The sequence below is a fragment of the Sphaerimonospora sp. CA-214678 genome, from assembly GCF_050942215.1.
Taxonomy (GTDB): domain Bacteria; phylum Actinomycetota; class Actinomycetes; order Streptosporangiales; family Streptosporangiaceae; genus Sphaerimonospora.
In genome coordinates this window covers 2,146,941-2,167,648 of the sequence record NZ_CP192056.1, presented here as the reverse complement: position 1 = coordinate 2,167,648, position 20,708 = coordinate 2,146,941, and the positions used below count along the sequence as shown (strand labels likewise).

Annotated in this window: 15 protein-coding genes; 7 read left to right on the top strand and 8 right to left on the bottom strand. The window is 72.1% G+C overall.

The genetic code is table 11. The features are described 5' to 3' along the window. Positions 1–10 precede the first annotated feature (10 nt). Positions 11–928 carry a cytochrome d ubiquinol oxidase subunit II gene (gene cydB / locus ACQP1K_RS09900; protein ID WP_433500571.1) on the top strand — a complete coding sequence of 306 codons (918 nt, stop codon included), beginning with the start codon at positions 11–13 and terminating at the stop codon, positions 926–928. Positions 929–1,007: 79 nt separating this feature from the next. Here the strand turns inward: cydB and cutA are convergent, their stop codons facing one another. The 5 genes from cutA to ACQP1K_RS09875 form a co-directional block, all read right to left on the bottom strand. Next, on the bottom strand, positions 1,008–3,398 hold the full coding sequence (gene cutA, locus ACQP1K_RS09895) for an aerobic carbon-monoxide dehydrogenase large subunit (RefSeq protein ID WP_433500570.1): 2,391 nt from the start codon (positions 3,396–3,398) through the stop codon (positions 1,008–1,010). Beyond that, on the bottom strand, positions 3,395–3,892 hold the full coding sequence (locus ACQP1K_RS09890) for a (2Fe-2S)-binding protein (protein ID WP_433500569.1): 498 nt from the start codon (positions 3,890–3,892) through the stop codon (positions 3,395–3,397). Before ACQP1K_RS09890 ends, cutA begins: the two co-directional genes overlap by 4 nt. Continuing rightward, complete coding sequence (locus ACQP1K_RS09885) at positions 3,889–4,845, bottom strand: FAD binding domain-containing protein (RefSeq protein WP_433500568.1); 957 nt, start codon at positions 4,843–4,845, stop codon at positions 3,889–3,891. The genes ACQP1K_RS09890 and ACQP1K_RS09885 overlap by 4 nt, the downstream gene beginning before the upstream one ends. A 48-nt stretch (positions 4,846–4,893) precedes the next feature. After that, entirely contained in the window at positions 4,894–6,276 is a 1,383-nt protein-coding gene (locus ACQP1K_RS09880; protein WP_433500567.1) for a uracil-xanthine permease family protein, read from the bottom strand. A gap of 110 nt (positions 6,277–6,386) precedes the next feature. Then, positions 6,387–7,979, bottom strand: a complete 1,593-nt coding sequence (locus ACQP1K_RS09875) for a PucR family transcriptional regulator (RefSeq protein ID WP_433500566.1) — start codon at positions 7,977–7,979, stop codon at positions 6,387–6,389. Between the two features lie 136 nt (positions 7,980–8,115). Between ACQP1K_RS09875 and ACQP1K_RS09870 the strand changes: the two genes are divergently transcribed. The 4 genes from ACQP1K_RS09870 (at position 8,116) to ACQP1K_RS09855 (ending at position 14,074) form a co-directional block, all read left to right on the top strand. After that, entirely contained in the window at positions 8,116–8,982 is an 867-nt protein-coding gene (locus ACQP1K_RS09870; protein WP_433500565.1) for a DUF2877 domain-containing protein, read from the top strand. Continuing rightward, on the top strand, positions 8,979–10,505 hold the full coding sequence (locus ACQP1K_RS09865; RefSeq protein ID WP_433500564.1) for an FdrA family protein: 1,527 nt from the start codon (positions 8,979–8,981) through the stop codon (positions 10,503–10,505). Before ACQP1K_RS09870 ends, ACQP1K_RS09865 begins: the two co-directional genes overlap by 4 nt. 12 nt (positions 10,506–10,517) lie before the next feature. Further along, positions 10,518–11,948 (top strand): DUF1116 domain-containing protein, encoded by a 1,431-nt coding sequence (locus tag ACQP1K_RS09860; protein WP_433500563.1) that lies wholly within the window; start codon positions 10,518–10,520, stop codon positions 11,946–11,948. A gap of 68 nt (positions 11,949–12,016) precedes the next feature. Continuing rightward, positions 12,017–14,074 carry a protein kinase domain-containing protein gene (locus ACQP1K_RS09855; RefSeq protein WP_433500562.1) on the top strand — a complete coding sequence of 686 codons (2,058 nt, stop codon included), beginning with the start codon at positions 12,017–12,019 and terminating at the stop codon, positions 14,072–14,074. Between the two features lie 6 nt (positions 14,075–14,080). Here the strand turns inward: ACQP1K_RS09855 and ACQP1K_RS09850 are convergent, their stop codons facing one another. Both ACQP1K_RS09850 and ACQP1K_RS09845 read right to left on the bottom strand, forming a co-directional pair. Beyond that, positions 14,081–15,700: a bifunctional 3'-5' exonuclease/DNA polymerase gene (locus ACQP1K_RS09850; RefSeq protein WP_433500561.1), complete on the bottom strand. Its 1,620-nt coding sequence runs from the start codon at positions 15,698–15,700 to the stop codon at positions 14,081–14,083. A 50-nt stretch (positions 15,701–15,750) separates the two neighbouring features. Beyond that, positions 15,751–17,241, bottom strand: a complete 1,491-nt coding sequence (locus ACQP1K_RS09845) for a metallophosphoesterase family protein (RefSeq protein WP_433500560.1) — start codon at positions 17,239–17,241, stop codon at positions 15,751–15,753. Positions 17,242–17,366: 125 nt separating this feature from the next. On the opposite strand from ACQP1K_RS09845, the gene ACQP1K_RS09840 reads away from it, so the two are divergent. Together ACQP1K_RS09840 and ACQP1K_RS09835 are read left to right on the top strand one after the other, a co-directional pair. Further along, positions 17,367–18,272: a sucrase ferredoxin gene (locus ACQP1K_RS09840; RefSeq protein ID WP_433500559.1), complete on the top strand. Its 906-nt coding sequence runs from the start codon at positions 17,367–17,369 to the stop codon at positions 18,270–18,272. Between the two features lie 113 nt (positions 18,273–18,385). After that, positions 18,386–18,700, top strand: coding sequence for a WhiB family transcriptional regulator (locus ACQP1K_RS09835; RefSeq protein WP_076434697.1), 315 nt, complete (start codon positions 18,386–18,388; stop codon positions 18,698–18,700). A gap of 197 nt (positions 18,701–18,897) precedes the next feature. Here the strand turns inward: ACQP1K_RS09835 and rmuC are convergent, their stop codons facing one another. Continuing rightward, complete coding sequence (gene rmuC / locus ACQP1K_RS09830; RefSeq protein WP_433500558.1) at positions 18,898–20,526, bottom strand: DNA recombination protein RmuC; 1,629 nt, start codon at positions 20,524–20,526, stop codon at positions 18,898–18,900. Positions 20,527–20,708: the final 182 nt, after the last annotated feature.

Sequence of the window (20,708 nt, the reverse complement as noted above, 5' to 3'; positions counted from 1 at the left end):
GGAGCAGACAATGGTCACATTCTGGTTCATAGTGATCGCGTTCCTCTGGACCGGCTATTTCGTCCTGGAGGGATTCGACTTCGGGGTGGGCGCGCTGCTGCCCGTGCTGTCGCGCGGCGATGCCGAGCGCAGGCAGATGATCGGCACGATCGGGCCCGTGTGGGACGGCAACGAGGTGTGGGTGATCACCGCGATCGGCGCGATGTTCGCCGCGTTCCCGGTCTGGTACTCGGACCTGCTCAGCGGCTACTACCTGCCGTTCTTCCTGGTCGTCGTGGGTCTCATCGCGCGCGGCGTCGGCCTGGAGTGGCGGGGCAAGGTCGCCTCCCGGCGGGAGGCCGCGCTGTGCGACGCCGGGATCTTCACCGGCAGCGTGCTGAGCGCGTTCCTGTGGGGCGCGATCTTCGGTCATGTCGTACGCGGCACCGCCGCCGCGACCGTCATCGGGGGCGCGCTGTCGCTGTCGGTCGCCGTGCTGCACGGCGCGGTGTTCCTCTCGCTCAAGACGGCCGGGCCGGTACGCGCCCGGGCCCGGCGGGCCGCCCTGCTCGCCGCTGCGGGCGCGGTGCCGCTGGCGGTGCTCGCGCTGCCGGCCGTCGCCGACGCGGCGGCCGCACCGTGGACGTGGGCCGCGGCGACAGCGGCGACGGCGGCGCTCGCCGCGGGTGTCGCACTGATCGGCCGGCGTCGGGAGGGCGCGGCCTTCGCCGCCACGACCGCGTTCATCACGCTGGCCACGGCCGCGCTCTTCGGCGCGCTGTGGCGGGCGCCGCTGCCGGGTCTCACCGTCGCGGAGGCGGCCTCGGCCTCCTACACGCTGACCGTCCTCACCTGGATCGGCCTGCTCGCCCTGCCCGGCGTGCTCGCCTACCAGGCCTGGACGTACTGGGTGTTCCGCAAGCGCCTCACCACCGCCGGAATCTCCTGATCAGAGGAGCCGATCACGACGGGTTCTGCGGCGAACCCGTTCTCCCGGCGACACCGTCCTCATCGGCGGGCCCGCCGGCTCACCCCGCTTCCAGGCGCAGGTGGTGGAGGTCGGAGGGGGAGATCGGCATCCTGTCGATGCGGATGCCCTCGGCGTCCTCGACGGCGGCCGCGATGACGGCGGAGACCGGGATCACCCCGGCCTCGCCCGCGCCCTTGATGCCCAGCGGGTTGAGCGGCGACGGCGTCTCCAGGTGGGCGGTCTCGATGCGCGGCACCTCGGTGGCGTACGGCATCAGGAAGTCCATGAACGACGCGTTGAGCAGCTGGCCGTGCTCGTCGTAGGCCATCTTCTCGTAGAGCGCGCCGCCGACCCCCTGAGCCACGCCCCCGTGGATCTGCCCCTCGACGATCATCGGGTTGATGAGCCGCCCGCAGTCGTGGACGACGGCGTACCTGAGGATCTCGATCTCGGCGGTCAGCGGGTCGGTCTCCACGATCGCCGCGTGCATGCCGCAGGCGAACGTCGACCGGATCGGCGAGTAGTAGTCCCTGCCCTCCAGGCCGGGCTCTGTTCCCTCCTCGACGGGCGGCCGGTCCATGGACGACGGGCCTCCGGCGAACTGGGTGGCCCGCTGCGCCTCCTCGTCGAAGGCGTACCTGAGCGGGTTGGACAGTACGGCGACGGTCGCCAGCGGGATCGACGCCGACGGCGTGCCCGCCACGTGGACGACCCCGTCGGTGATCTCCAGGTCGCGTGGGTCGGCCTCCAGCGCGTCGGCCGCGATCCGCAGCGCCTTCTCGCGCACCTTCCGGCAGGCCAGCGCGATGGCGTTGCCGCTCATCACCGCCGCGCGTGAGGCGAAGGTGCCCACGGCGTAGCCGAACCGCCGGGTGTCGCCGGTGACGACCGACACGTTCTCGATCGGCACGCCGAGCTCGGTGGCGGCGATCTGGGCGAACACGGTCTCGTGCCCCTGCCCCTGGGACGTCAGGCCGGTCGACACGTGGACCCTGCCGTCGGAGGTCACCTGCACGTGGCCGCCCTCGTACGGCCCGACCCCGGTGCCCTCGACGTAGCAGGCGAGGCCGATGCCGATCGTCCGGCCCTCGGCCGCGGCGGCGGCCTTCATCTCCGGGAAGGAGTCCCAGCCGATGAGCTCCTTCAGCATCCGCAGCGCCTCGGGGTAGTTCCCGCTGTCGTAGATCAGCGGCCGGCCGTCCTGGAAGATCAGTCCCTGGTCGTAGGGGAACTCGTCGGGCTGGATGAGATTGGCCGCGCGGACCTCGGTCCGGTCCAGGCCGAGGTGGGCGGCGATCCGGTCCATCGTCCGCTCCATGCAGAACACGCCCTGCGGGCGCCCCGCGCCCCGATACGGCGTGACCTGCACGGTGTTGGTGTAGATCGAGGAGAACTCCACCCGGTAGGCGCCGATCTTGTACGGCCCCAGCAGCTGGGTGGAGGTGATGATCGGCACGATGATTCCGTACGGCGTGTACGCGCCGTGATCGTGCAGGATGTTCACGTCGAGGCCGAGGACGCGGCCGTCGTCGTCGAAGCCGACCCGGACGAACTGCACCTGGCCCCGCTCGTGCGAGGAGGAGACGAAGTGCTCCCGGCGGTCCTCGGTCCACTTGACCTCACGGCCGAGCAGCCGGGCCGCCCACGGGATCAGGACCTCCTCCGGCCACGGGTGGACGATCTTCACGCCGAAACCGCCGCCCACGTCCGGCGCGATGACCTCGACCTTGGGCAGCGGCAGCCCCAGTTTGGCCGCGATCGCCATCCGCACGCTGGTGGACGACTGCGTGGAGGAGTAGACGCGCAGCGACTGGTCGTCGGCGTCCCAGCGGGCGTACACGCCCTTGCCCTCCAGCGGCATGCAGGCGCTGCGCTCGACGTCCAGCCGGAACGTGAGCGTGTGCGGGGCGGTCTCGATGGCCTCACGCGCCGAGCGCCCGTCGGCCGACGGCACCTCCTGGACGAGGTGCGCCCCGACGTTGCCCGGCACGTCCTCGTGCACCAGGTGTACGGCCTCGGCCGCCTCCTCCACCCCCACCACGGGCTTGCGCATCTCGTAGTCGACGCGGATCAGCGAGCAGGCGTCCTCGGCGAGGTAGCGGTCGCGGGCGACGACCATGACCACGGGCTCCCCGACGTGCCTGACGATCTCGCGGGCGAGCGGGTAGGCCGTGCGGCCGTGCGTCAGCGCGGGATGCGGGATCAGCAGCGGCAGCGGCTCGGCCAGCGCGCCCGGCAGATCCTCCCAGGTGTAGATCGCGACCAGTCCCTCCACGTCGAGGGCGGCCGAGACGTCGATGTCGCGGATCCGGGCGTGGGCGTGCGGCGATCTGACGAAGGCGACGGCCAGCGCGTCGGCGCCGAGATCGTCGAGGTAGCGGCCCCGGCCGGTGATGAGCCGGGCGTCCTCGCGCCGCCTGACCGGCTCCCCGAACAGCTTGGTCGTCACCGGCCCGCCTCCCCGCCCTGAGTCTCGGCCTGGATCTCGGCGGCGCGGTGGACCGCCTTGATGATGTTCTGGTAGCCGGTGCAGCGGCACAGGTTCCCGGATATCGCCTCGACCACCTCCTCGTCGGTGGGCGCTGCGTTCTCGCGCAGGAAGGCGGTGACCGTGCACAGGAAGCCGGGGGTGCAGAAGCCGCACTGCAGGCCGTGGCACTCGGCGAAGCCCCGCTGCACCGGCGACAGCGCGCCGTCGGCCGCCGCGAGCCCCTCGACCGTGGTGATCTCGTGGCCGTCCGCGGTCACCGCGAACATCAGGCACGAGCGGACCGGCTCACCGTCCAGCAGCACCGTGCAAGCACCGCACACCCCGTGCTCGCAGCCCACGTGGGTGCCGGTCAGGCCCAGGTCGTGGCGCAGACAGTCCGACAGCAGCCGCCGCGCCGGCACCGTCGCCTCCCGCAGAACGCCGTTGACGGTCAGCGTGATCGGGTGATTCATCTCTCTCCCTCACCGGCCGCCCACGCGGCGGCGGCTCCCTCGGCGGCCACTCCCTCGGCGGCCACTCCCTCGGCGGCATCGCGCAGTGCCCGTACGGCGAGCACGCCGGTGAGATGCCGGCGGTAGTCGGCGGTCGCGTGGATGTCGTCCTCCGGCTCGATCAGGTCGCGTACGGCCGCCGCCGCCCCGTCCCAGTCCGGCCCGCTCCGGCCCGGCACGGTCCGGCCCGCGGGGGCGACCGGGCGGCCGCCGCAGGCCGCCGTGACGTCCACGACCATCGGGACCGGCCCCACGCTGATGCAGGCGACCCGGGCCGCCGCGACGCGGAGGTCCTCGTCCAGCGTCACGACGGCGGCCACCCCGGCCATCGCGTAGTCGCCGTGCCGCCTGGCCACCTCGTGGAACGCCGTGCCCGACCACGGCGGCAGCGCCGGGAAGAACGCCGAGACGGCGAGCTCCCCCGGCGCAGCGGCCGACTCCATCGGCCCGGTGAAGAACTCCGACGCCGCCACCTCGCGCTCGCCGCCCCGGTGCGCGAGCCGTACGGAACCTCCGAGCAGGGCCAGGACGGCGGGCATCTCGGCGGAGGGGTCGGCGTGGACGAGGCTGCCGACCACGGTCCCCCGATTGCGGATCACCGGATGGGCGACCAGCCGCAGCGCCTGGCCGAGCAGCGGCTGCACGGCCGCCGCCGGGCGGGACCGCTCGACGGCGGCGTGCCGGGCCAGCGCGCCCACGCGGACGCCTTCCGGCCCGGCCTCGATCGTGTCCAGGCAGGCCACCCGGTTGATGTCGACGAGGTGCGCCGGCGCGGCCAGCCGCATGTTGAGCAGCGGGATCAGGCTCTGGCCGCCGGCCAGGACCTTGCCGCCGTCCGGGCCGACCCGGGCGAGGACGTCGAGCGCCTCGTCCAGGCCGGCCGGAGCGTGATAGTCGAACGGAGACGGTTTCACCGGTTCGCGACCCTTGGCTCGACCGGCCCCAGCTCAATCTGCCAGGGCTCAGCCGGTCGCCGGGTCCTGTTCCGGATCCCGTCGCACTCCGCTCTGTCCACCGGATGCCTCCTTCGCCGGTCCGCGCCCGATGGCGCGGAGCAGGTGATATCCACCAAGTACCACGATGGTGCCGAGCGCGATGCCGGCGAGTGAGAAGTCGTCGGTGACGTGGTGGGTGACCGGGCCGATGGCGAGGATGACGCCCGCGCCGACCGGCAGCATGTTGATCGGATCGGCGAAGTCCACCCGGCTCTCGATCCAGATCTTCGCGCCGAGCAGGCCGATCATGCCGTAGAGGATGACCGTGATGCCGCCGAGCACGCCGCCGGGCGTGGCGGCGATGAGCGCGCCGAACTTCGGGCACAGACCGAACAGGATCGCGATGACCGCCGCGACGTAGTAGGCGGCGGTCGAGTACACCCTGGTGGCGGCCATGACACCGATGTTCTCGGCGTAGGTGGTGGTCGGCGAGCCGCCGACCGCGCTGGCGAGCACGGTGCCGACGCCGTCGGCCGCGATCGCCTTGCCCATCTGGGGGTCGACGTCGGTGCCGGTCATCTCGCCGACGGCCTTGACGTGGCCGACGTTCTCCGCGACGAGGGCGATCACCGCGGGCAGCACGAGCACGACCGCCGACACCTGGAAGGACGGCGCGTGGAAGTTCGGCAGTCCGATCCAGTCCGCGTCGATCACGCTCTGGAAGCTCACCCGGGGATGGGTGTCGACCTCGCCGGTGCCCGCGTTGAAGGCGGTGATGTTCCCGAAGACCACGTCGGCGATCCAGGACACGGCGTACCCGAAGACCAGTCCGAGCAGGACGCCGACCCGGCCGAGGAACCCGCGGAAGAGCGCGATGATCAGGAAGGTCGCGATCATCGTGATCAGGGCGATCCAGGGGTCCTGGGGCCAGTAGACGTCGGCCACCACGTAGGCGAGGCCGAAGCCGATCAGCATGACCACCGCGCCGGTCACCACCGGCGGGAACAGCCGGTGGATGATCTGGACGCCGAGGAAGTGGATCGCCACGCCGATGGCGACCACCACCACGCCGACGACGAGGATCGCGCCGGTGACCGAGGCGCTGTCGCCCCCGGCGGCGCGGATCGCCACCACGCCGCCCACGAACGAGGCCGACGTGCCGAGATAGCTGGGGATCTTGCCCTGCACGATGAGCAGGAAAATGATCGTCGCGACACCCGACATCATCACTGCGACGTTGGGGTCGAGTCCCATGACGAGGGGGAACACGAATGTGGCGCCGAACATCGCGATGACGTGCTGGGCGCCGATGCCGACCGTGCGCGGCCAGCTCAGACGCTCGTCGGGCTTGACTACTTCACCCGGCGCGAGATTTCTCCCGTCGCCGTGTACTTTCCATTTCAGAGCCATATGTAGCCCCTTCGGGGTAACGGGCCATGGGCCGGCGGCCACCCGCACTCGACCGTTTGGGGCACTTTAGGTCTGGCCGACCACATAGACATGGGCATGATCTGCCAAACTCAGATGCCCCGCATACGCAGTACGTGCAGAGCCAGCGTGAGATTGAGCCGGAGATGAGCGTCCTCGGTGAAGTTGCCCAGCATGCGTTCCAGCTTCCCGATGCGGTAGCGGAGCGTGTTGTAGTGGAAGTGCAGCCTGCGTGCGGTCTCCGCGACGTTGAGGTTGGTGTCCAGCAGCATCTGCAGGGTGCGCCGCAGGTCGGCGTTCTCCGCGTCGTCGTCCCCGGCGAGTGAGCCCAGCGTCTCGCGCACGAACGCGTGCAGTTCGCCGGTGTCGCTCACCAGCGAGAGCAGCCGGTAGACGCCCAGCTCGTCGAAGTGCGCGACCGCCCCGGCGCCGTGGAGCTGGCGGCCCACCCGCGCGGCCTTCAGCGCCTGGCCGTACGCCGCCGGGATCGCGTCGTGGCCCTCGGCGACGCGGCTGAACCCGGTGGAGAACGTGCCGTCGGAGACCGCGGCGAGCGCGTCGCGGGCGAGCCTGGTCGTGTCGACCGCGGCCCCGACGATCGCGACCACCTCGTGCGAGAACCCGGCGACGGCGGCGCGCGGGTCGTGCCGGCGCACAGCGGACTGCCAGGCGGCGAGCATCCGGTCCTGCACCGGCCGCTCGTCGGTCTCCGGGTCGATCTCGGCCACGACCACGCTCACCCGGCGTTCGAGGTCCCATCCGAACGCCCTGGCCCGCTCGGCCACCCTGGTTCCGCCGCGGCCGGTGAGCACGTCTCTGAGGAAGTCGGCGCGATATTTGCTCTCGACCGCGGTGACCGCCTCCTGCCGGGTGATGACCAGGGCGGCGACGGTCGCCGCGCGTTCGAGGATTCCTATGTCGCTGGGGGAGAGGGGGCCGGCGGCGGCGTACGCGACGATCTTGCCGTGATGGTGGCCCCCGGCGACCACGGGCACGGCGGTGCAGTGCTCGCCGCCGGAGGCCCGGCCCTCGCGCAGCGCGGCCAGGTCCTCGCGCAGCATCGCGACCTGCTCCGCCTCGCCGGCCGTGACGAGGATCCGGCCGGAGGCGTCGATCAGGGCCACGGCCACCTGGAGCAGCCCGGCCACCTCGGCGGCCACCTCGCGCATTCCGCCCCCGGCGAGCACGATCTGCACGAGTGCGCGGTGCGCCTCCTCCGTGCGTGCGAGGGTCGCGGCCTGGCGGTTGAGGATGTCGGTGAGCACCTGGTTGAGGATGTCGTCGAAGGCGACGTCGTTGGGGAGCAGGATCAGCGGGAAGCCGAGCCGGTCGGCCTGCTCGGCCATCTCACCGGGCAGCTCGTCCAGGTAGCGCCCGAGCTTGATGGCCAGGGCGGACAGGCCCCGCTCGTCGAGGTCGGTCACCAGGCGGTCCAGCGACTGGGGGGTGTTGCGCAGCGGGTAGCCGGTGGTGAGCAGCAGCTCGTGCGGCTTCACCCAGGCGAGGATGTCGGGCACCTCCATGACGTTGAGCCGCTGGACGATGCGGTCGAGGCCGCCGCCGCCCGCGATCAGCCGTGCCTCCGCGAGGGTCGACACCCCGAGCACCTCGCCGACCGACACTCCGTACAGGATCGTTCCGGTGCTGGCCAGCCGCATCGCCGGGGGGGCCGGGTCGTTCTTCATGGGCAGATTGTGCCCGAAGACCCTCCTGTCAGGAAGAGCCAAGCATTCGCCGCACTGTTGGCATCTTTCTCCGTACGTGCCCCGCCGACGGCGCTTTAGCGTCGGCAGCAGACGACCGACTGGGTGGGGAGGTCCGGTGACCGTTGGCACGCGCACTCGGAGGGTGACGCGGGTGGCCGGGGCGGCGAGTGCCGCCCTGCGCCCCACGCTGGAGTCGCCGCGCCGGCCCGCCCGCGTGCTGGCCGCCTTCCCGCTCGCGGTCTACCTGGAGGTCAGGAGCGAGACCGAGCCGCACGTCATCGCGGTCGTGACCGGGGAGGCCAGCCGGCTGCCCAACGCCGTCGTGCTTGGCGAACCGCTGGCCGGGATCTCGCCGGGAGACGAGGGCTGGGCGGGCGACGGGGCCGTCGGGGTGGGCGCGCTGGAGATCGGAATCCGCCGATGGTGGGATCCGGCGCCGCCGCTGGGCGCCGCCGACCCGGCACGGCTGCCCGCCGCCCTGGCCGTGCTCGACGAGATCGGCACCAGGTCGCCCCGACGGCCGGGACTTGACCCGGCCGGTGCGCCGGCCCTGCTGGCGCGGGGCTGCCTGGCCGGATCCCTGGTCGACGGGGTCACGGCCGCGGAGGGGCTCATCGGGCTGGGCCCGGGGCTGACCCCGAGCGGCGACGACATGCTGTCGGGGCTGCTGGTCACGCTGCGGCACCTGGGCCGGGCGGCGAACGCGCCCGGCGCCGTGTGGCTGGCCGACTGGCTCGCGGCCGCGGTGACCTACGACGCACGCGCCCGCACGACGCCGATCTCGGCCACCCTGCTCCACTGCGCGGCGCACGGCCAGGCCGGTCCCGAGGTGGTGGGGGTGCTGCGCGGCATCACCGGTCTCCAGCCGCTGCGGCCGGCGATCCACCGTCTGCTGCGCCTCGGCCACACCTCGGGCGCCGACATGCTGCTGGGCATCCGCATCGGCCTGTCCGCCGTCCTGTCCCAGAGGGAGCGTTCTTGAACGATCTGGTGGAAGTGCGCGCCGGGGTCTACCGCGACTCGGTGAGCCTGATGCGCGTGAGCCGGGCGCTGAGCGCACGGCCTGGTGTGAGCGTGGCCCTCGTCGCGATGGCGACGGGGCTCAACGTCGAGATGGCGCGCGACCTCGGCTTCGCCGTACCGGCCACCGCGACGCCCGGAGACCTGCTGATCGCGATCAGGGCCGGGGACGGGGACGAACTGGCGGCGGCCGCCGCCGACCTGGAGTTTCAGCTCTCCGAGCGGGCGGCCGGATCCGGATCCGGCGCGGCCGGGCCCGGCGCGCTCCCCCGCACCACGCGCTCGGCGGCGAGGTCGGCAGAGGCGACCGTGGCCCTGGTGAGCGTCCCCGGCGAGCACGCCTTCGCCGAGGCGATGGACGCGGTCGAGGCCGGGCTGTCGGTCATGGTCTTCAGCGACAACATGCCCGTCGATCAGGAGATCCTGCTCAAGGACCGCGCGGGCGAGCGCGGCGTCCTCGTGATGGGCCCCGACTGCGGCACCGCGGTGATCGGCGGTGCCGGCCTGGGCTTCGCCAACGTGCTGCGGCCCGGCCCGGTCGGCGTGGTGGCCGCCTCCGGCACCGGCGCCCAGCAGGTGACGTGCCTGCTCGACCTCGCCGGGGTGGGGGTCGGCCACGTGCTCGGCGTGGGCGGGCGCGATCTGTCCGCCGAGGTCGGCGGGCGTTCCACCGTCCAGGCCCTGCGCGCGCTCGACGCCGACCCCGCAACCGAGCTCATCGTGCTGATCTCCAAACCGCCCGCCCCCGAGGTGGCCCGGGCCGTACGGGACTGTGTCTTCGGCGACGGGGGTCTCGCCAAGCCGGTCGTCACCGCGCTGCTCGGGCCGGGGCAGGACGACCTGACGGCGGCGGCGGAGAAGGCGCTGAGCGCGCTCGGCCTCCCCGTCCCCGAGTGGCCGCACTGGCCGGCCCCCCAAGCCTCTGAGACCGCACAGGCTTCTCAGGCGGCACGGGCTTCTCAGGCGGCACAGGCTTCTCAGGCGGCACAGGCTTCTCAGGCGGCACAGGGCGGCGGCCCGCTGCACGGGCTCTATTCGGGCGGCACGCTGTGCACCGAGGCTGAGCTGATCGTCCGGGCGATGCTCGGGACGGACCGGCCCCCCGGCTCCGGGACGGACCAGCCCCCCGGCTTCGAGACAGCGCGGTTCGTCGACTTCGGCGCGGACGAGTACACCCGGGGCCGCGCCCACCCGATGATCGACCCCGCGCTGCGCCTGGAGGCGCTCGCCGCCGTGGACCGTGGCGTCGTGCTGCTCGACGTCGTGCTGGGCCACGGCGCCGACCCCGACCCGGCCGCATCGCTGGCGCCCGCGCTCGCGCGGGCCGTCGGCCGGGGCGTGGCCGCGGTGGTCGCGCTCGTCGGCACCGACGGCGACCCGCAGGGCCTGCGCGCCCAGGCCGCCCGGCTCAACGAGGCCGGGGCCGCCGTGTTCACCTCCAACGCGGCGGCGGCCCGGCACGCCGCGCGCCTGGCCGTACCCTGACCGGAGGAAGCGATGACCCTCTCGATGCTGACCGGCGAGCCCCACGTGATCACCGTGGGGGCCGGGATCCTCGCCGAGTCCCTGGACCGGCAGGCCGTACCGAGGACCGGGGTGGACTGGCGTCCCCCGATGGCCGGGGTTTCCGCCGGCCTCCTGGCGAGGGTGCTGGCCGACCCGCGCCGCGAGCGCGCCAACGAGATCGCCGTCGGCAGGCTGCTGTCGGCCAGGCCGATGCTCGTCGGCGTCCGGCCGGCCCGCGAGGTCCTCGGCCTGGAGCCGGGCACGTTCTTCCACGCCGGCCCGCCGATCACCTGGGACCGGGCCTCCGGGCCGATGCGGGGCGCGCTGATCGGCGCGATGCTGTTCGAGGGGCTGGCCCGGACCCCGGAGGAGGCCGAGGTCGCCCTGGCGGCCGGCGGCGGACCGGACGGGGGCGCGGGAGCCGGCACCGGCGTCACCCTCGACTCCTGTCACCATCACCGCACGGTCGGGCCGATGGCCGGCCTGGTCAGCCCGTCGATGTGGATGCTGGAGATCGCCGACGACGAGCACGGGGGCACCGCGTACTGCTCGCTCAACGAGGGCCTGGGCAAGGTGCTGCGGTACGGCGCGTACGGCCCCGAGGTGATCGACCGGCTCCGCTGGATGGGCGAGGTGCTGGGGCCGGTGCTCCGGGCGGCGCTGGAGCGGTGCGGGCCGATCGACCTGCGTACACTGATCGCGCAGGCCCTGCAGATGGGCGACGAGCTGCACAACCGGAACCGGGCGGCGACCTCCCTGCTGGTCCGTGAGATCGCCCCCGCCGTGGTGGAGGCCGCGCCGGACCGGGCCGCCGAGGTGCTCCGTTTCATCAACGGAAATGATCATTTCTTCCTCAATGCGGGAATGGCGGCGGCGAAAGTGAGCGCGGACGCGGCCAGGAACGTTCCCGGCTCCAGCCTCGTCGTGGCGATGGCGCGCAACGGAACCGATTTCGGGATTCAGATATCGGGGCTCGGCGACCGGTGGTTCACCGGCCCCGCCGGGGTGCCGGACGGCCTCTACCTCGGCGCGTACGGCCCGGACGACGCCAACCCCGACATCGGCGACTCCACCATCACAGAGACGACCGGGCTGGGCGGGTTCGCGATGGCGGCGGCCCCGGCGATCGTGCGGTTCGTCGGCGGCGACGTCGCCGACGCGGTGGCGGCCACGACCTCGATGTACGAGATCACGCTGGCCGAGCATCCGGCGTACCAGATCCCCGGTCTCGGATTCCGCGGAACGCCCGTCGGGATCGACGTCACGCTGGTGGCGCGGACCGGGCTGCTGCCGGTCGTCAACACCGGGATCGCCGGGCGTGTGGCCGGAACCGGGCAGGTGGGCGCGGGGCTGGTGAGCCCGCCCGCCGAGGCGTTCTCCGCCGCGCTGGAAGCGCTGGCCGGGGGCCTCGATTCCCCTTGACCGCCCTTTGACTCTAGTATCGGTGGTCGGCCTCGGAAATTCCGGCGGTGAATTGGGGACCATTTCTGATGACGACCGATCGCCTGCTCGGTCCAGTGGGGCAGGGCCGCCTCATCGGACGGCGTTACCGGCTGCTGTCTCCCGTGGGCCGGGGCGGCATGGGGATGGTGTGGCACGCCCACGACGTACTGCTCGACCGTGATGTGGCGGTCAAGGAGCTGATGCTCCCGTTCGGTCTCGACGACGCCGGCATGCAGGCCGCGCACCGGCGCATGCTCCGGGAGGCGCGCTCGGCTGCCCGGCTCAGCCACCCCGGCATCGTCACCGTCCACGACGTGGTCGAGGAGGACGGCAGGCCCTGGATCGTCATGGAGCTGGTCCGCGCCTGGTCGCTGGAGCAGGCCGTACGGCAGAGCGGGCCGCTGCCCGTGGTGCAGGCCGCCGAGATCGGCGTGCGGGTGCTCGACGCGCTGCGCCACGCCCACGCGGCCGGCATCCTGCACCGGGACGTCAAGCCGGGCAACGTGCTGCTCACCAGCGACCGCGTGGTGCTCACCGACTTCGGGATCGCGGCGATCGAGGGGGACGTCAGCATCACCCAGACCGGGCTGCTGATGGGCTCTCCCGCCTACATCCCGCCGGAGCGGCTGCGCGGCCGTCCGGTCACCCACGCCGCCGACCTCTGGTCGTTCGGCGCGACGCTGTACGCCGCGGTGGAGGGCCGGCCGCCGTACGAAGGACCCGACGCGGTCGCCGTGCTCGGCGCCGTGCTCACGCAGGAGCCGAACCGGCCGCAGCGGGCCGGCGCGCTGCTCCCCGTCATCGACGGCCTGCTGCGCAAGAACCCGGCGGACCGGCTGCCGGCCGCGCAGGTCGCCGAGATGCTGGAGGGGGTCCTGCACAGTCACGGCGCGGCCGTGTCCGGCCGCCCGGGCTCTCCGACCTCGGTGCCGACCCCGCAGGACTCCACCCCGGCCGGGCTGCTGCCGCCGCTGGACCTGCCGTCCGGGCCGCTTCCCTCGCGCATCATCGAGACCCCCTCGGGGCCCGTCCGCGTGCCCATGCATCCCGACGACGCCCAGACGCCCGGAACCCAGACCCCCGGAACCCAGACCCCCGGAGCGCAGACCCCCGGAGCGCAGACGCCGGGAGCACACTCCCCTGGAACGCACTCCCCTGGAACGCACGCACAGGGCGCGCAGACCCCCGGAACGCGGTCCTCCGACGCTCAGGCCCCCGGGACGCCGCCGCAGGGCCCGGCCCCGCTGGCCGCCCCCACTCCGGCGACCCCGGCGTGGGAGGCCCCGGTGTGGGATGCCTTCGCATCGGCCTCGTCCGCCCCTCCAGGCGGCCTGAGCGATCTGGCGAGCCTCGGCGGCTTCGGCGACCTCGGCTCGCCCGGCGGAGGTTCCGGCACCCCGGGGAGCCTCGCCGAGCCCCCGGCCGAGACCCCCGCCCGGCGCTCCACGCCCGGCGTCGGGCGCAGGCGCAAGGAGACGTCCGAGCCGCCGCGCAAGCAGGCGTCCCGTTCCTCGATGGTCCTCGTGGCGGTGGCCGCGATCGCCGTCATCGCCGTGGTCGTCACGTTGCTGCTCACCCTCCTGCCCGATGACGCCGGGGACAGGGCGGCCGAGGGGCGCGCCGCCGTCTCCGCCGCGGCCACCTCCCCCGGCGCCCGTCAGCCGTCGGCCGCCCAGGCGCCGAAGGGCTACCGGACGCACACGGAGGCCGGGATCTCGCTCGCGGTGCCCAAGGACTGGACGGCGTCGGTCAAAGGGGAGACCGTCACGTTCTCCGGGCCGGCCGACAGCGGGCAGAGCATCACGGTACGGAAGATCGCCGACGGCGGGCAGGCCGCTCTTGTGGCCGCCGAGCAGAACCTGAAGGTCGACGACCACCCCGACTACACCCAGATCCGGCTCGGCGAGACGTCCTATCGCTGGCCGGCCGCGGAGTGGGAGTACACGTACACGAACTCGAGCGAGGTGACCGTGCACCGGGTCACGCGCTACGTGACGGCCGAGGGGCAGGCCTACTCGATCACCTTCACCGCGCCCGACTTCGACTGGACCGAGTCGGCCGCCCCGGTGCGCAAGGCGCTCTGGGACACGTTCACCCCCGCCTGATCGGGCTCATTTGGCGTCGGCGTAGCAGCGTACGGCCGCCGCCACCATCGGGAAGCGCACGGGGGTCGGGCCGAACAGCAGCCGGGTGGCCTCCTCGGCGGCCCGGCCGACCGCGGCGCGCGCCTCGTCGGCGAGGTCCGCCGGGCAGTGCACCATGACCTCGTCGTGCTGGAAGAACACCAGCCTGGCCGGCTCGGGCAGCAGGCCGCGCAGCACGGCCATGAGCGCGAGCGCCCACTCGGCCGCCGTTGCCTGGACGACGAAGTTCCGGGTGAACCTGCCCCGATCCCGCGCCGCCCTGCTGCCCTCCGGGCCGGAGACGAGCTCGCGCCAGCGGGCGGACGGCGGCGGGCAGGTGCGGCCGAGCCACGACCTGACCAGGCGGCCCTCCTCCCCCGCCTTGGCCGCGTCCTCGACGAAGGCGTACGCCCTGGGGAAGCGCTGGCGCATGACCGCCAGCAGCTTGGGGGCGTCGCCGCTGGTCCCGCCGTACATCGCGGACAGCATGGCGATCTTCGCGGCTTCCCTCGATCCGCCGAACGCCTGGGCCAGCGCGGCGTACAGGTCGATCTCGCCGGCGGCGGTGGCGAGCCCGCGGTCTCCCGACATGGCGGCCAGAACCCGGGGTTCCAGCTGGGCCGCGTCGGCGACGACCAGCGACCAGCCGTCGTCGGCCACGACGACCCTGCGCATCACCTTGGGGATCTGCAGCGCTCCCCCGCCGCTGGTGGCCCATCGGCCGCTCACGACGCCGCCCACGACGTACTCCGGGTGGAAGCGCCCGCCGCTGACCCACTGGTCCGCCCACGTCCAGCCGTGGAAGCTGTGGAGGCGGGCCAGCTCCTTGTACCGCAGCAGGGGCTCGACCACCGGATGCTCGATCTGCTTGAGCACGTACGACCGGGTCGAGGAGATCATGATGCCGAGGCCGCGGAAGGCCTTGACGATCTGCTGCGGCGAGTCGGGGTTCACCGGATGCCCGAAGGCGGCGGAGATCTCGTCGGCCAGCGCCTGGAGCCGGGCGGGCCGCATCCCGTGGACCGGGCGCGGCCCGAGCAGCTCGGTCAGCAGCGCGTCGTGGACGTCCGTACGCCACGGCATGCCGTCGTGGCTCATCTCGGCCGCGATCAGGGCTCCCGCCGACTCGGCGGCCACCAGCAGCCGGAACCGCCCGGCGTCGGCCGTCCGGCCGATCCTGCTCCGCTGCTCGGCGAACGCCTCGGCGACGAGAGCGGCCCGCTCGGCCTCCGGCGGCCCCGCCTCGCCGTCCGGCTCGAAGAGGCTGGCCTGCGTCCCCTGCCACGGCCCACGGCCGTGCACGGCCGCCGTTCTGTGCCCCCTGGGGTCTTCCGTACGGTGCCCGTCCACGCGGCCCTCGGCGGCCGTCAGCAGCGCCTCGGTGAGGGCGACGTCGTGGCAGCGCGAGAGCCGTACGCCACGGGCCAGCAGCGCCGGGTAGACGTCCCGGGCCTCCGCCCACACCCATCGGGGGCGGAGACCGGCCTCGAGCTCCCGTACGGCCCGGGCGAGGTCGGGCACGCGGGCAGGGCCGGGCCCTCCCGGCCGGTCGTCGAGAGGGTGGATCGTCCCGCCGCCGTCCGGACCGGCCGACACCACAACGTGCACGCCTCCAGCGTGCCAGGCGGGACCGACAGTCCGGCGGGCCGGCACGGCGGTCAGAGCGGGATCTCGACCTCGTCCTCGATCGGCGGGGCGATCTCCTGCCGGAGGCAGCCGGTCGCGGCGTGGCAGCGGACGCGCAGGCGGTCGCCGTACACCGAGATGTGCAGGAAGCTCTTGAAGAACGGCGGGGTGTCCCAGTCGGACAGCTCCGAGATCCACCGGTGGAAGAAGCGGCCGACGGGCAGGTGGAACGGCATCGGCCAGCCGCCGAGCAGCCGTGCGGCCCACCTCATCCGGGCGGTCGTCCTGATGTCCCCGGCGGGCCGCGGCGGCGTGTTGCCGATCGCGCGGGACATCAGCGCCACGGCCTCCTCGGGGGTGACGTAGAGCCCCCGCAGGTGCAGCCGCCTGCTGTAGAGCAGGCTGTAGAACGACAGCGAGTCTCCCCGCAGGGGATAGCACCGGAACTCGTCCTCCTCGACGCCCCCGACGTCCACGCGGGGGATGGTGTGGGTGGCGTGCGTGAACGCGCCGCCTCCGCCGGAGACGATGTACTGGATCGTCCGGTCGCCCACCCGGACCGGATAGCGCTGGTAGTTGTGCACGTCGCCGCCGATCGCCGCCACGTAGCGGTTGGCCGGGTCGCGTACGACGTCGTCGACGGTCCCGCCGCCCTCGATGGGACAGGGGTGATGGGCGTTGTCGACGTAGATCGGCTTGCCGGTGACCAGGATCTTGGGCAGGGGCCCCGCCGAGACGCGGCGCAGCCACTCGCCCTGCTCGCGGTCGAGCCTGCCGTCGATCCCGGTGTCTATGCCGACGATCAGCAGCCCGCCCGTGTCCAGCACCCAGTAGGACGCGGGCTGCACGGCCCACCGCCCGTGCCGTCCGCGCTGTTCCGGCAGGCCGCGCATTTCGCGGGCCCGGGCCAGCGCGGCCTCGTCGACGCGGTCCGGCTTCTTCCACAGCAGGCCGCGAAGTCCTGCGGGAGACAGGCGGAATCCTCGCCGTTCCGCGGTGAGCGGGGGCGCGTCGCAGAAGACCCGCATGAAACCGCCGAGCCCGTCGTACCAGTCGTGGTTGCCGGGGACCGCGTAGATCGGCGCGAGGTAGTCCTTGTAGGGCCGGAAGAACTTGTCGCAGTACTCGTTGGCCGAGCCCGTCGGATAGATCACGTCGCTGGCGATGATCGCGAACGAGGTGCCCTGGCCGATCTTGAGGAGGCCGGGCACGACGGCGTACTGCGAGGCGTCGCCCTCGCCGCTGTCGCCCAGGAGGAGGAACGAGAACTCCTCCCCGGCCTCCACGGGGATGCGGAAGTCGGGGTCGGCGCCGCGCTCCCGCTGTGCCGCCGCCCATCGGCGGCGGACCTCCGGCGACGGATCGCCCAGCCACCTGGCGAGGATCTCGTTCCGCGACCGCCAGAGGGTCGACGGGCGAAGCCAGGTGAAGGTGCTCCGGCCGGGCCGGAGCTTCTCGAACGTGCCGATCGTCTGACAGGCCCACCCGGCCCCCCGCTCCGACACCCGGGACGAATCCTCCATGGGGCAATCTTCGCGGGTTCCCGCGGAATGTTTCAGAGATTCCGCATACCTGTCCCCAGGGACTGCCCAATCCATCCGCTAAGGTTAGTCTTACCTAATTCGCGGGGGAAGGGATGGACCACCGGATGGCGAACGGCTGCGATCACCCCGCCTCCCTCCACACGGGCGAGGCGCCGGTCCTGGCGAGCGCGACCGTCGGCGCCCGCACCTGGCTGCTCATCGAGCACGCCGGGCCGTGGGCCGCCCGGACGGAGCAGTGGCGGCTGCCGCCCGCCATGCGCACGCTGGTGGACCGGGCGACCTCACTGGGAATCCGGCCCCAGCTCATCCGCCGTCCCGGCCGGCGCGACGCGCCGTCCGCTCCGCTGCACGTGTTCGTCGGGTGGTCGACCGGGGACGAGCCGTGGCTCGCCGAGGGGTTCTTCGAGGATCCCGACGATCTTGACCTGGGCCTTCTCGTGCACGGAGTGGTTCCGAAGTCCTGCATACTGGTGAACGAGCCGTTGTTCCTGGTGTGCACAAACGGTAAGCGCAATGCCTGCTGTGCCCGTCTGGGGCTCCCGCTGGCCCGGTTCCTCGGTGAGAATCTGGCCGGCGAGGTGTGGGAAACCACACATTTGGGCGGCGATCGATACGCCGCCAACCTCGTATGCTTGCCACACGGGCTTTACTACGGCAGCATGTCTCAGGCTGCTGCGATCGCGGCGGCAAACGCGTACCGGCACGGCGAGGTCGTCCTCGACCGTTTCCGGGGACGCGCGGGTATCCCTGAGCCATCGCAAGCCGCCGAGCATTTCGTCCGGTCTCATACGGGGGAACTCTCGGTCGGCGGGGTGGCCGTGGAATCCTCCCGGTCGGAAGGCGACACCACGGTGTGCGTCGTGCGTTGCACGACCCAACGTGGATCGTCGCGGTTTCGGGTTGTGGTCGAACCCGCGGTGTGCATTGCACCGTGCGGTACGACCTGCGCCGATGAGATCTCGACCTACAGGTTGGCGGAGCTGAGGCAGCTCACTCCGGTCCTGACCTGAGGGCTCGACCGAGCCGGGAACATTCACGGCTGATCCCGGCGTTGGTACCAGGGACGCCAGAAGCGTTCAATGCGGCATAAACACGAAATACCTCTCACCGAAGGTGGTTTCTCATGTCTCAGGTACGTCGGCAGCTCGCCCGCCCGCGCCCCAGCTGGGGTTGGCAGGATGATGCCGCGTGCCGGGGAGAGGACCTTGTGCTGTTCTTCGGGCCCGACGGCGAGCGTCAGCCTGAGCGTGACATCAGGGAGCGCAAGGCCAAGGCCATCTGCGCCCAGTGTCCGGTGCGCGCGGAGTGCCTCGACTACGCCCTGTCCCGTCCGGAGAAGTACGGCACATGGGGCGGTCTCAACGAGGACGAGCGAGCCTCCGAGCGCCGTCGTCGCATGCGCCGCGCCGCCAGCGCCGGCATCAGCGCCGTAGCCTGAGCGAAGTCTTCCCCCTTCCCCGACACGCGTCATCACCGTGGGGTGTCCCGCACGCGGCATGGTCAACGCCGCGGACGCGGGACACCCCACGGTCAGTCATACGACCACATGACCTTCGCATCACCGCCTTGCCCACCGAGGTAGTGCTTCGACCGGCATGACCGCTGCCGGAGTCCGGTCACACAGTGGTGTCCACATCAACTGTGTCTGTCGTCGCCGGCGGGCGCGGGCAGAGCCCTGACGGACAGATCGGCCGCCGCGGACTCGGTCAACTCGGGGCTGCCGAGATGCCGGGTCGTCTGCTCGACGGCGTGGAGTTCGCGCAACTGGTCCTCGACGAGCTTGAGCGTGTGGAACTTGCGGGCGGTGACCATGACCCGGCCCTCCATCGAACCCACCGTCTTGTTGTACGCCTTGACCGACTGGTCGAGCGCCCTGCCGAGCTTGTCGAGGTGGCCGCCCATGGCCGACAGCCGCTCGTAGAGTTCACGGCCGAGCTCGTAGACCCGCTTCAGGTTGTCCCGCAGCGCCGCCTGGGTCCAGGCGTAGGCGATCGTGCGCAGCATGGCGATCAGTGAGGTCGGCGTCACGATCAGGACCTGCTTGCTCACGGCGTACTCCAGCAGGGTCGGGTCGCGGTCCAGCGCCGGCTGGAGGAATGCGTCGCCGGGCACGAACAGTGCGACGAATTCCGGGGAGCCGGCGACCCTGCGGAAGTACTCCTTGCTCCCGAGGGTGTCCACGTGCTTGCGGAGCTGCTGGGCGTGGTCCGCCCAGTGACCGCTCGCCTCGGCCTCGTCGCTCGCTTCGATCGCCCTCATGAACGCGTCCATCGGGACCTTGGCGTCCACGATGACGTGCTTGCCGCCGGACAGATTGACCCGCATGTCGGGCCGCAGCGTGGTGTCCTCGTCGACGATGTGGACCTGGAGGTCGAAGTCGCAGTGCTCGACGAGACCGGCCAGTTCGGCGGTGCGCTTGAGGTGCATCTCGCCCCACTGCCCCCGGACCTGCGGCTTCTTCAGCGCCTCGACCAGCTTGCGGGTCTCCTGCCGCGTCCGGACCCCTTCCTCGGTCAGGTTCGCCAACTGCTGGTCGAGCTTGGCCTCCGCGGCCGCGCGGGTGGTGCTGAAGTCCTTGAGCTGCCGGTCCATCTGGGCCAGCTGGTCCTTGACGGGCTCGCTGACCGCGCCGAGCGTCGCCTCCGCCCGCGCCACCAGCTCGGTCTGGGACTGCTTGAGCATGTCCGCCGCGGTGGCGCGGAGCGTCTCCTCCAGCAGCCGGTTGTTCTGCTCCCGGGTCTCGTCGAGCTCCTTGCGTACCGCGTCCAGCCGGACGGCCTGCTCCTGAAGGCCCTGCTTCTGCGCGGTCAGCTCCCGGAGCTGCTCCTTGAGCCGCTGGATCTCGCCGCGAAGCTCGGTCTCCCTTGCCTCCAGCGCCGCGATCATCGTCTGGGCCTCGCGGAACCGACGGTCGGCATCACCGAACCGCTCCCGCTCTGCCTTGAGGGACGCCTTCAGGCCTTCGGCCTCGGCCTGGCAGCGCCGAAGATCCGTGTACGTCGCCTCCAAAGTGGTCTTCAGTCCGACGATCTCCTCACCGGACGTCTTGATCTTGGTGAACGCCTCGATGTGCTCCCGCTCGAGGCCGGCGGCACGCTCCTGTGCCTTGTCTCGCTCCGAGCGAAGATCGTCCATCTGCGTGTGGGCCTGACGCTGCTGCTCCTGGGCGACCTTCAGGTCGGCACGCTCGGCAGCGGTACGGCTACGGGCGACGAGGTAGGCGATCGCGGCGCAGGCGAGGGCGAGCAGGATCGACAACAACATGGGGAAACTCCTTGTGGTGTGCCACACGGATCCGTTCAGGACCCGCAGGGGGAAGTCGCAGCCACCGGAGAACGGCCGTCACGAGAGAGCACGGCCCCGGCGGAACACACCGTAGGCCGCAAAGGGCCGAAATTCTTCTGTGAACCTGATAACCCTGGTTATCGGCTCAAATCAGTCGCATA

Bases quoted from the DNA above. Each gene is read 5' to 3' on its own strand.
- cydB (WP_433500571.1), top strand. From the start codon at position 11: ATGGTCACATTCTGGTTCATAGTGATCGCGTTCCTCTGGACCGGCTAT.
- ACQP1K_RS09890 (WP_433500569.1), bottom strand. From the start codon at position 3,892: ATGAATCACCCGATCACGCTGACCGTCAACGGCGTTCTGCGGGAGGCG.
- ACQP1K_RS09880 (WP_433500567.1), bottom strand. From the start codon at position 6,276: ATGGCTCTGAAATGGAAAGTACACGGCGACGGGAGAAATCTCGCGCCG.
- ACQP1K_RS09875 (WP_433500566.1), bottom strand. From the start codon at position 7,979: ATGAAGAACGACCCGGCCCCCCCGGCGATGCGGCTGGCCAGCACCGGA.
- ACQP1K_RS09860 (WP_433500563.1), top strand. From the start codon at position 10,518: ATGACCCTCTCGATGCTGACCGGCGAGCCCCACGTGATCACCGTGGGG.
- ACQP1K_RS09855 (WP_433500562.1), top strand. From the start codon at position 12,017: ATGACGACCGATCGCCTGCTCGGTCCAGTGGGGCAGGGCCGCCTCATC.
- ACQP1K_RS09845 (WP_433500560.1), bottom strand. From the start codon at position 17,241: ATGGAGGATTCGTCCCGGGTGTCGGAGCGGGGGGCCGGGTGGGCCTGT.
- ACQP1K_RS09840 (WP_433500559.1), top strand. From the start codon at position 17,367: ATGGCGAACGGCTGCGATCACCCCGCCTCCCTCCACACGGGCGAGGCG.
- ACQP1K_RS09835 (WP_076434697.1), top strand. From the start codon at position 18,386: ATGTCTCAGGTACGTCGGCAGCTCGCCCGCCCGCGCCCCAGCTGGGGT.
- rmuC (WP_433500558.1), bottom strand. From the start codon at position 20,526: ATGTTGTTGTCGATCCTGCTCGCCCTCGCCTGCGCCGCGATCGCCTAC.